The organism is Parabacteroides faecis (assembly GCF_014647375.1).
GTDB classification, from domain to species: Bacteria; Bacteroidota; Bacteroidia; order Bacteroidales; family Tannerellaceae; genus Parabacteroides; species Parabacteroides faecis.
This window is the reverse complement of record NZ_BMPB01000003.1, coordinates 402,313-414,049: the sequence shown is the minus strand read 5'-3', so window position 1 is coordinate 414,049 and position 11,737 is coordinate 402,313. Positions and strand designations below refer to the sequence as shown.

The window sequence follows — 11,737 nt, the reverse complement described above, 5'->3', positions numbered from 1 at the left end:
TTCTGTATTATTATGAAACTATTAAAAAGAAAGAATATGAATTTGAAAAAATATATCGTATTACCGGTCATCGCTTTAACCGGTTTGGGATTGACGGGCTGTTCAAGTGATTTTTTGGATAAAATCCCCTTGGACCAGCAGACTGAAGCGACTGCATTTGAAACGAATGATAACTTCAAAACGTATGCCTGGGGATTGTATGAATATTTCGACGGATTTCCAACGGATGGTGGTTATACACCGGCCAATATATCGAGTGAGTATGATACGGATAATATAATTTATGCCAATTCCGGAGGAGAGTCCGATTATGCATATCAGTTAAAGAAATTACCGGCGACCAGCGATTCCTGGAGCTTTACGTTTATCCGTCGTGTAAATATAATGTTGCAGAATATCGATGGTTCTTCCATGAGTGATGTCGATAAAGACCACTGGAGAAGTGTCGGTTACTTTTTCAGAGCTTTACGTTATTTCGATATGATGGCGGCTTATGGCGATGTGCCCTGGATCGACAGAGTGCTGGATGATACGGATACGGAAGAACTTTATTGTGAGCGGACTCCGAGAGACGAAGTCGCCAAACATATTCTGGAAGAGCTGCAATGGGCAGAAGAACATATCAAAGAGGATGGTACAGGGACAAATACGATCAATGTTCATGTTGTCAGAGCCCTGATTTCCCGTTTCGGATTGTTTGAAGGTACATGGCGTAAATATCACGGATTGAATGATAGCGAAACTTACCTGCGGGCTTGTGCAGATGCTTCAGAAAAGTTGATGAATACTTATCCTGCTATCATGTCTAATTATGATGATCTTTATAATTCGGAAGAATTGGTTGGAAAAACAGGGGTGATCCTGGCTAAACAATATGAAACGGATATGGTAACCCATAGTATTACACGCGTGATCCGCTCTTCGGCATGGTACGTCGACCTGACAAAAGATGCTGTTGACAGTTATCTATGTTCAGACGGACGTCCGGTTTCTACCAGTAAGGTGTATGAAGGCGATAAGGATCTGAATGCCCAGTTCCGTCACCGTGACCGCCGTTTATATTGGACGGTAGTTCCTCCATATAAAGTGAACCTGACAGGTGCCGCCGGTACATCATTCGGTTGGGAGCATACCGGAGTTGCCAGTGATCGTGAATATATTGACTATATGGAAGAAATAGGTGGCTCGGCGACAGGCAAGAGTTTACCGGTATCTAACTTCGTCGGGTATCAGGTTTCCGGTTTCCCTCATTTCCGTAACTACCCGAACGGACAGGGATTCCTTGTTAGCCATTTAGGGTTCTATTTCTGGAAATATTATAACCGTCACGTCGATAATATGGCGTTGCGTTCTTCTACTGTCGATTATCTGCTATTTGGTATAGAAGAAGTGATGCTGAACTATGCTGAAGCTAAATTTGAATTAGGTGAATTTTCTCAGTCCGTAGCTGATGCCACTATCAATAAACTTCGTGTTCGTGCGGTTATTCCATCTATGAATGTATCGGAAATAGATGCTTCCTTCGATTTGAACAGAGACCAGAGCGTAGATCCCGTGTTGTGGGAAATCCGTCGTGAGCGTCGTATCGAACTGATGGGTGACGGTTTCCGTTTCCGTGACCTGAAACGTTGGAAGAAAGGGGAATATGTGAATAAACAACCATTAGGCGCATGGGTGAAGAGCAGTAACTATGGTGGTAAGCTCAATATTCTCAATGGGGCTGATGAGGGATATTCTATCCTGTTCGCAAAACCGTCGGGATGGCTGGAAAAATATTATCTGGAACCTATCCCTACTCAGGAAATAGCGTTGAATCCTAAGTTAAAACAAAACCCGGGTTGGGAAACTGCCGAATAATTAATATCAATACTCTCTTAAAGGTTGTTTCCGGACTGTGTTGTCGTAGAAACAACCTTTATTATTTAATACATAAAATATGGATACTAGAAAATATTTATATATCGTTGCTTTTATTTTTTTATTTGCCAATGTTTCGTTTGCAGCCAAATGGAAGGCTAAACATGTCATATTGATCGGTCTCGACGGCTGGGGAGCCTATAGCGTGGAGAAAGCGGAAATGCCCACGGTTAAGAAATTGATGGCGGATGGTTCCTATACGTTGAAAAAAAGAAGTGTACTGCCATCTTCCAGTGCTGTGAACTGGGCATCCATGTTTATGGGGGCAGGTCCTGAATTACACGGATATACGGAATGGGGATCGAGAACACCGGAACTTCCTTCGCGGGTATTGAGTAAAGACGGCATTTTCCCGACTGTATTTGGCCTGTTGCGTGAATCGGAACCGAAGGCTGAGATAGGTTGTGTCTGCGAATGGAAAGGGATCCGTTATGTTGTGGACACCCTGGCGCTGAATTACGACAAGCATGTGGCCGAGGCTTCAAAAGAACCCGATGCTACGGCTCGTTATGCTGTCGACTATATCCAATCGGCCAAACCGAACCTGTGTGCGGTCATTTTTGATAACCCGGATCATATCGGCCATGCGGATGGCCATGACACCCCGGAGTATTATAATATGCTGAAAGTATTGGATGGTTATATCGCTCAGATCGTAGAAGCTGTAAAAAATGCCGGTATGTTGGATGATACGATCTTTATTGTTACTTCCGACCACGGGGGGATCAATAAAGGACATGGTGGTAAGACGATGCAGGAAATGGAAACAGCTTTCATTATTTCCGGAAAAGGAATCAAGAAAGGTTATGAATTTTCTGAAAGCATGATGCAGTTTGACACGGCAGCCACTATCGCTCATATCTTCAATCTGAAACAGCCGCAGGTATGGATCGGCCGTCCGATGTTACAGGTATTTAAGTAATAAGGAAAAGTGACAGGAAAGAAAACAAAAATGAATAATCATATAAAAATAGCTTTAGCATTGCTGCCGGTACCTTTGTGCCAGGCAGCCGCTAAAGAAAACAAGACCACCCGCCCGAATATCGTTATTATTTACTGTGACGATATGGGGTATGGAGATATAGGTGTGACGGGACATCCGGATATAAAGACTCCTAATCTGGACCGGATGGCTCTGGACGGTATGCGCTTTACGAATTATTACAGTGCATCCCCGGCTTCAACAGCAAGCCGTTATTCCTTATTGACAGGACGTTATCCGGTGCGTGCCGGCTTCCGCTGGGTACTGAGCCCGGATGCAGAAAGAGGTATTCATCCCCGCGAACTGACGATGGCCGAATTGCTGAAAGAGCAGGGATATGCTACGGCTATCTATGGCAAGTGGCATCTGGGAAGTACGAAGAAGGAATATTTGCCTTTGCAGAACGGCTTCGATGAATATGTAGGTCTTCCGTACAGCAATGATATGATCCCCCCGAAATATCCGGATATAGCTTTGATGTGTGGAAATGATACGCTCAAAATGAATCCCGACCAGTCGGAACTGACAGCGCTTTACACGGAAAAAGCGATATCATTCATTAAAAAGCATAAGGAAGAAAACTTCTTTGTCTATGTCCCTTATGCAATGCCTCATGTTCCGTTATATCCCGGAAAAGCCTTTATCGGCAAATCCAAGAGGGGTACTTACGGCGATGCGGTGGAAGAGATCGACTGGGGAGTAGGGGAGATTTTGTCTGCTCTAAGGAAAGAAGGTCTTGATAAGAATACGATCGTTTGGTTTATGAGCGATAACGGGCCCTGGCTGCCCCGGAACGAGGAAGGCGGATCGGCCGGTATCTTCCGCGACGGTAAAGGCAGTACCTGGGAAGGGGGTGTCCGTGTACCTTGTTTCGTTAGCTGGGCGGGCCATCTGAACGGTCAGGTCAATGAAGAGGTTATAACTTCCATGGATGTTTTTGCCACTTCCGTATGGATGGGCGGTGCAGCTATTCCGACAGACCGGGTCATCGACGGAAAGAATATAGCCTCTTACCTGGGATACGAAGGTGTGGCTCCGAAACCGGAAACGCCATTCTTCTATTTTGGTATCGACCATCAGCTGATGGCGGTACGGAAAGGCAAATGGAAGTTGCATGTGAAAACATACAGCCAGTTGGGACTGGATTATTTTAAAGGTGAATTGCCTTTACTGTTTAACATAAATGCCGATCCTTCGGAGAAATATAATCTGGCTACCAAATATCCGGATATAGTAAAGGAATTGACGGCCCTGATAGAAGAAAAGCTGGAAGAAGTTAAAACAACCGGCGACTTTTTCAGTAATAACTAAGTATTATTTATACAGGATAAAAGCTGCCAGCAACAGGCTTATGGACATATCCGCATGTTTGCTGAAATAGGCTTTTATAAATTTGAGTGCCTCTGAAATATGCTCCTGCACGGTATTGACCGAAATACCTAATTCGGCTGCAATTTCCTTATGAGACATACTTTCGATGCGGCTCATATTGAATATCTTCCGGCGTTGCGGGGGAAGCTGGCTGATTGCATTCTGAAGGATCACCTGATATTCAGTGTAGATTATTTTGGAGTCGATCGCTTCTTCCTCCGTAACTTTTTGTGTGGCAAGTATTTCTTTTACCTTTTCATCGATATCGATATCCCGGAAATAATTAAGAATCCTGTTGCGTGCCATTGTATAGAGAAAAGATGAAAAAGAGAGGTCCGGGTTGATGAAGTTACGTGATTCCCAGATACGGATAAATATTTCCTGAACGATATCGTTGGCTTCTTCTTTTGATTTGAGTAAATGGAGGCAGAAGTAATACAATTTGTCTTTATAGCGCACATATAGTTCACTGAAAGCCGCTTCATCATTAAGAGTGAGTAAGATGGCTAATTCCGTGTCTGTTTTTTCTTTGATCCCCATGTGTGCGATTACATAATTTGGAACAATATTACAGATTTTTGGTGAGAAAAAGAAATTCCCGGTAGAATAACTGAAAAATAACAGCTCTACCGGGAATTTTGTATGATTGTTCAGTTGTTAAAACAGCTTTTCTGGATATTCACCAGCATCGACCAATGCCTGGATCTTATCGACAACTTCCTGACGGTCTTCCGGATAAGTTACTCCGAACCATTTGCTGTTCGTATCCAATACTTTTACAGTAGCCGTACTGGTGCTGATCAGCTTATCGACCATCAAAGGAATGAAAAATTCGCTTTTCAGATTTTCCATATTCTTCGGATCGCTCAGGAACACTTTGAAGAAATCTTTGCTGTAAGCGAAATAGTCGGGTGTGAAGCCCCAGAAGTTCATACTTACCGGAGTAGTGTCGGGAGTAGCCACCCATTCGCCGTCGTCGCCGATGTATTTAACTTCACCGTCCAGACGCTGGATCTTGGTACGTTCAACAACAGAAGTCAACAACTCGTTTTCGTCTGTGCTGCAAATACCACGGGAAACGGTACCGCTTTCGCTCAACGTATTTCCTACGCGGAAACCGACCATTGCATACGTGTTTTCAGAACCGTCAGGCAGTGCTGAAAGGAATTTGCCCATTACCTGGAAAGAATCGCGGCCATAGAAGTCGTCACAGTTGATTACAGCGAACGGTTCCTTGATCACGTCGGCACCCATCATAACGGCATGGTTCGTACCCCATGGTTTTGTGCGTTCTGCCGGGCAGGTAAATCCTTCGGGAAGATTATCGATAGCCTGGAATACTAATTCGCAAGGAATATGACCTTCATATTTAGAAATGATCTTATCACGAAAATCTTGTTCAAAATCTTTGCGGATAACAAAGACGAGCTTTCCGAAACCGGCTTGAATAGCATCGTAGATTGAATAATCCATGATTGTTTCCCCGTTAGGACCTAGTCCGTCCAACTGTTTCAAACCTCCGTAGCGGCTACCCATACCGGCAGCCAGTAGAAATAATGTAGGTTTCATAATTCTTTTATTTTAATTAGATAGTGTATTTTTCATTCTGCCGACAAAGGTAGAAAACAATTGATAATACACAATTGTGATTTGTGATTAATTTCTGTTTAAAACTCGAACAGCCAGGCAATATTCCCCAGGTTTGAGATTGTCGGCAACGATAAAATATCCCTGTTCCAACGAACCAGCAGAAAGCTCCTGCCAGTTATCGGAAGGGGTAGGGCGGTACATGACGAGCACTTCTTCCGGACCGTCTTTCAACAGCTCGCTGTCCAGATACTTTTTATCGATCGTAAACGTTCCGCTTAACGAACAGGAAGCAGGGATATGACCGGCTATGCGCCAATAATGAGTATCCGATAAAAGAATATCCGACTTTGTCTGCATGGCGTCCGGTGCCACCCAATAATGTTGTAAATAGACATTTACCGGGTCCTTTACCTGCTTACACTCCAGTTCAAGGTTATACCCGGGCAGAGAATATTGGCCGGGATTATTGATTGATAACTGCCGGGTAAAAGAAGCTAATGCTACATCGTTGTTTCTGTTGACGACCCAATAGGCCGGTTTGAACGAAGTTTGCGTCATGAACGAAGGTTTTTCTCCGGTCGCCGTCACTTCTATCTCCGTGCTTTCTTTCCCTGTTTCGTCGAACAGAGTGATCGGGACACGTACATTATGCCCGTATTCGTTGGCATGGCATAATTTCTGTTCCAGAAAGATTGTTTCCTTATATCCGTCGTTCACCTGCGTGGAAACGATCGAATCGATCTCGAACGCCGGAAATCCGGGTTGTTTTATCCACAGGTTGAAAAAATCATCCAGGTTTTTCCCGGTATGGACCGACAGGAAGTCTTTGAATTCGTCGGTTGTGACATGCCGGAAGGCAAAAGTATCTATATAGTCTTTCAGGGCAGGTATCAGCAGGTCGTCACCGAGGTAATAACGTAACGTATGCATCACGGCTGCTCCTTTGTAGTACGTCGCTATGCCGTAGGTGTGTTCCTGCGGCATTCCCTGTAAAGGATAATAACCTCCGTCGTAGTTTAAGGAACTGGAAAGAACGAACAAAAGATTACCCTCAGAATCGTTTTTTGCCTCCTGTTGTGAGAACAGGTCCTGAAATACCAGTTCCTGGCAGAAGGTCGTGATCCCTTCGTTTAACCACATGTCTCCGGCTGTGGCACAGGTCACTTTATTCCCGAACCATCCGTGTATCAATTCGTGAATGATATATAACTGATAATCGAGGGTAGGCTGTGGATTCATCGGCATGGATATATTCCCCACATGCTCCATAGCACCTCCGGGACTGTTGACGGATACGTATCCTACCCGGTCGAACGCATATTCGCCGAATCGTTTTTCCATGCTCTCCAGTATTCCGGGGACGATCGCATAGGCTTCCCTGGCATTTTCGACCTCCTGGGGTAATACGTATATATCGATAGGCAGTGTTCTGTCGGCTTGTCGGTGGCTCATTTCGATCTTCCGGTAATCACCGACCGCCACATTGACCAGATATTCCGGGATTGGCTGGTTGACAGTCCAATGCCATGTGGTCGTTCCGTCCCCGTTGGAGACCGTATCTTTCAGCAATCCGTTCCCGATCGCTTTCAGGCCGCTTTCAACTCTGAAATGAAGGTCGAAAGTACTTCTCGACCGGAAATCATCGACGGCGGGAAACCAACCCCGTCCGTAGCTATGGGGGATATCATTGATCGATGCTCCCATATTATATGCCATTCGCAGACTGTCGTTAAATAAGAATCCTCCAAATTCGGCAGCAGCCGGGGTACCGTGGTATGCGATGGAAACCACCGATTTGTCACCTTCATTCAGAGGGGAAACCAATGGTATCCGCAGCAAAGTATCATTGTATTGATAACCGGAAAGGAGCGAACCATTCACCCAAATACTGTCTATTTCCATTTGTCGCAAAAGCAAAGGAACATATTTCAGGTCATCCATCTTACTCCGGATGGATATATCTGCTTTGCCGTATAATGTCTGGTCTTTGAAATTACGGATATCGAAGTGCAGATTGTGGTGGGTGACTTGTATAGTATCGTAAATCCGGAATTCTGTTTGAGCATGAACGGTCTGCCCCGTTAATAAACATGCCAGTAGTATTTTTGGTAAGAGTTTCATTCGAGTGAGATTATTATCCCGCAAATGTATACAATTTAAAGGAGGCGCAAACCATCCTACCGGCACGAATTTACCGGCAGGATGGTAAAATACGATGAAAAAGTTACTTCACTTCCAGTACGACGATCGATTTGGCAGGAAGATTGATATTCAGCCGGCCTTTTTCCACTTTGGCACCGTTGAATACTGTCGGTTTAACCACGTCCGGTTGCTCGAAAGTGTTATGGTCGTTGATGGAACCGGATGTCAGTATCCGGCCACTTACCCCGGATATCTTCTCGCCTTGCAGGTCGAGGGATATATTTTGTGCATTGTCGGTATCCACATTGGCGAGTGTGATATGGATCGAGCCGTTCTTATCTTTCGAAGCAGATGCGCTCAACATAGGAACTTCCCGGTTGTCACGTACTTTCGTTTTATCGCAGATCAGATCCATCGGAAGATATATGGCATCCTGATGTACTTTATACATTTCAAAAACATAGTAAGTCGGAGTGAGCAACATCTTCGGGCCGTTCGTGAGGATCATGGATTGAAGCACGTTGACGATCTGGGCGATATTGGTCATTTTCAGGCGATCGGTGTATTTGTGGAATACATTCAGTGAAAGAGCGGCGACGAAGGCATCGCGCATCGTATTTTGCTGATACAGGTGTCCGTTGATCGTTCCCGGTTCTTCATCCCACCAGGTTCCCCATTCATCGAGCATCAGGGCGACGTTCTTTTTCGGATCGTATTTATCCATGATGGTAATGTGCTTTCTGATCACATCCTCTATTTCCAGGCACTTGCCCATCGTCCAGTAGAAATCGTCTTTATTGAAATCCGTTGCCGATCCTTTGCTTCCGTTCCAACCTGCGACGGTGTAGTAATGCAGGGAAAGCCCGTCCATACGGCCGCCTACGTTTTGCATCAGCACTTCCGTCCAGTTGTAATCATAGTCGCTGGCACCGCTGGCAATCTTGAACAGGCGGTTTCCGTCGTAATTGCGGCAATAAGTAGAGTAACGCCGGTACAGATCGGAATAGTACTCCGGACGCATGCTGCCGCCGCAACCCCAGCTTTCATTTCCTACCCCGATGAATTTGACCTTCCATGCTTTGTCGCGACCGTTCTGGCGGCGCAGGCGTGCCATCGGGCTGTCGCCTTCCGAAGTCATATATTCAATCCATTTCGCCATTTCTTCCACGGTTCCGCTACCGACATTGGCACTGATATAAGGTTCGCATCCGAGCAGTTCGCAGAGGTTGAGGAACTCGTGAGTCCCGAAACTGTTGTCTTCAATCGTTCCGCCCCAGTTGTTGTTTACCATTTTCGGACGGTTCTCTTTCGGACCGATACCGTCCATCCAGTGATATTCATCTGCAAAACAGCCTCCGGGCCAGCGAAGATTAGGGATTTGTAAGTTTTTCAACGCATTGAGAACATCGTTACGGTATCCCTGTGTGTTGGGGATATCGGAATCGGGACCGACCCAAAGTCCGCCGTATATACAGGTTCCCAGATGTTCGGCAAACTGTCCGTAAATATGTTTACTGATCTGTTGTGTTCCCTGTTGGGGATACACACGGATACTTGCCTCTTTTTGGGCAAATAAGGGTAATGCCAGAAAAGCGAGGGCACTGATGAATAATTTTTTCATGATATGATACTGTGATTTTTTTTATTACGTGTCAAAATTACGTTATATTTTCCAAACCACAGTATCATTATTCGGTCAAAATAGGGGATTTATCGATCAAAATAGGGTAATAATTGTTTTTTCTACAAATATTCTACTCTATTTGTGGCAGATCGATAGCGTCCAACTTTCTTAATGTTTCCAATCTGAAAGCTCCGGGCCAGGCGACCAGCCATGAATTGATCCTGTCAAAACGGGGAGCTGCATCCCAGTTCCAGTGACTTTGCAGATAGGCTTCATTCTGGGAACCGACGGGGCGGACACGTCCGTTGATCACTAATGTTCCGTCGGAGATCAATTGGCAACCGTTATTCCAGATGGCGATTGCTTTTTCTTTCCATTGGCCGTCACCGGTCAGTTTAGCCAGTTCCAACCATTCCGGCACCCAGAACAGGGCGTATGGATCCAGGTGGTGATGCTGTACGGAAACCGAAGTACCACCGAATGTCTTATAATTGTATTGGGTGAAATTATCGTCTTCCGGGTAAACACCGTTGTAATGCCATAGCCAGGTCGATAAATAGTAGGAGATAGCAACGGCATCGTCCAGGTATTCTTTGTTATTTGTCAGCTTGTATAATTTCAGGGCCGAACGCAGAAGGGAGATGGACGATTCCTTGTCGATACACCAGGTATCCAGAGCACCGGCGGTAGAATATCCTTTCGTTTTCAGTTCACTGACATAATGATCGTATGCCCTCGTACCCGAAACAAAATAAGTGCTGTCTTTAGATCTTGTGAAAGCCTCCAGCATCGGAGGGACCAGGAAACAGCCGATCGTACCTTCCCGGTAGAAACATTCTCCGTTCGAGTACCAGCCCCGGGCATATACGCCATTGGTCTGCTGGTCGTTTTTGGCGAAGTCGCAGATACCGAAAGCCAGGCGTTCGTATTCCGGCCTGTATAATCCGCATGCTTTCACGAGGTCGGCAGCTTCAAAATAATTAAGGGCTGCCGTTCCCAGGTTGCAGGCATCTAAAACGATGTTGTCATTCAGATTTTTCTGATTGGAGACGCGGTCGTAATTCGTGATAAAAAGCCCGTTGGGTAGCTGGCAGAGTTTGGCCCATGCGTCGAGGGTTGCCAATCCTTTTTCCAGGGATTCCTTATTCTTATATTTAATGTAATCGAAAAGAAGGGAATTGGCAAAAGAAGCATTTTGTCCGCACCAGCCGATCTCATAACCTTTCCGCTTGCTCCATCCCCCGCTTTTGTCCGGCGAGAAACCGATCGTAAAGCCTCTGAAAGCTCCGTCTTCCACCCATAGATACTCTTTGGCATACCGAAGACCTAAGTTCCAGATTTTTTCAGGAGGATAAATATCTGTTCCCTGCTTGTCTGCCCGGTCCCAGGCTTCGCGTAAAAAGTGGCGTATAGCGTAATGGTGCGGCTGGAGGTCGCTGACAGTAAGATAGGCAGTCAATGTGATCGTATCTCCTGCAGATAGTTTTTCCTGTTTTTGATATCCGGGTTTGTACCGGTCTCTGGCTGCATACATAACAGGTTTTTCCTCTTCCGGCCATACCAGCCGGTGTGTAGTGGTTTGTTTGTCCGGCATCAGCGAACAAGAGAAACTTTCTTTTTCATTTTGAGGAACATCGCTCCACATGGCAACGGCAAATCGGGCTCCTTCCGAGTAGGTTGCCCCGGGTATGGGTGTGCTGCGGTAAGAATACGTTCTCCATTCTCCGTTCTGTTGTGCGCCTTTGGGTTCTTTTCCACGTCCCCAGTTGTTCCCGTTGTAGGAGACGGAAGGGATCATCCAATAATCTGAAGCAGATCTGTGCACGAAATCCAGACAGATTCTGGCTCGTTCGATATTTTCCAGCGCAATATACCGGCTGGTGATCTTAAAGGTACAAGAATCGAGTTTTTCAATCTGATCCGTACGGTTCATTCCTTTGGTTACAGATGGATTCAGTTCTCCTACAATGGTCTTTCCGGACATGAGAACCATTCTGTTATCCTGATTCTTCCAGCGATATGTATCCTGGGTATGACAGGAGCAAAGGACAAAGCATAAAATGAAATAGAATGCGTGTAACTCCCTTAATGTTTTCATAACCAAATAACTG

8 protein-coding genes are annotated in these 11,737 nt (G+C 45.5%); 3 read left to right on the top strand and 5 right to left on the bottom strand.

Annotation, left to right across the window (positions count from 1 at the left end):
• Positions 1-36: 36 nt before the first annotated feature.
• The 3 genes from IEY67_RS06040 (at position 37) to IEY67_RS06030 (ending at position 4,210) form a co-directional block, all read left to right on the top strand.
• Positions 37-1,857, top strand: coding sequence for a RagB/SusD family nutrient uptake outer membrane protein (locus IEY67_RS06040; protein ID WP_122376114.1), 1,821 nt, complete (start codon positions 37-39; stop codon positions 1,855-1,857).
• A gap of 79 nt (positions 1,858-1,936) precedes the next feature.
• Positions 1,937-2,839 carry an alkaline phosphatase family protein gene (locus IEY67_RS06035; protein WP_122356991.1) on the top strand — a complete coding sequence of 301 codons (903 nt, stop codon included), beginning with the start codon at positions 1,937-1,939 and terminating at the stop codon, positions 2,837-2,839.
• A 30-nt stretch (positions 2,840-2,869) separates the two neighbouring features.
• Positions 2,870-4,210 carry a sulfatase family protein gene (locus IEY67_RS06030; RefSeq protein WP_183669171.1) on the top strand — a complete coding sequence of 447 codons (1,341 nt, stop codon included), beginning with the start codon at positions 2,870-2,872 and terminating at the stop codon, positions 4,208-4,210.
• A 3-nt stretch (positions 4,211-4,213) separates the two neighbouring features.
• Here the strand turns inward: IEY67_RS06030 and IEY67_RS06025 are convergent, their stop codons facing one another.
• The 5 genes from IEY67_RS06025 to IEY67_RS06005 form a co-directional block, all read right to left on the bottom strand.
• Complete coding sequence (locus tag IEY67_RS06025; protein WP_122356988.1) at positions 4,214-4,810, bottom strand: RNA polymerase sigma-70 factor; 597 nt, start codon at positions 4,808-4,810, stop codon at positions 4,214-4,216.
• 117 nt (positions 4,811-4,927) lie between these two features.
• Positions 4,928-5,839, bottom strand: a complete 912-nt coding sequence (locus tag IEY67_RS06020) for a glycosyltransferase family protein (protein WP_122376116.1) — start codon at positions 5,837-5,839, stop codon at positions 4,928-4,930.
• A gap of 87 nt (positions 5,840-5,926) precedes the next feature.
• A complete protein-coding gene (locus tag IEY67_RS06015; protein ID WP_183669173.1) occupies positions 5,927-7,981 on the bottom strand; it encodes a M1 family metallopeptidase in 2,055 nt (684 codons plus the stop codon).
• Positions 7,982-8,084: 103 nt separating this feature from the next.
• Entirely contained in the window at positions 8,085-9,623 is a 1,539-nt protein-coding gene (locus tag IEY67_RS06010; protein WP_183669176.1) for an alpha-N-arabinofuranosidase, read from the bottom strand.
• Positions 9,624-9,756: 133 nt separating this feature from the next.
• Complete coding sequence (locus tag IEY67_RS06005; RefSeq protein WP_229800970.1) at positions 9,757-11,724, bottom strand: hypothetical protein; 1,968 nt, start codon at positions 11,722-11,724, stop codon at positions 9,757-9,759.
• Between the last annotated feature and the right edge of the window lie 13 nt (positions 11,725-11,737).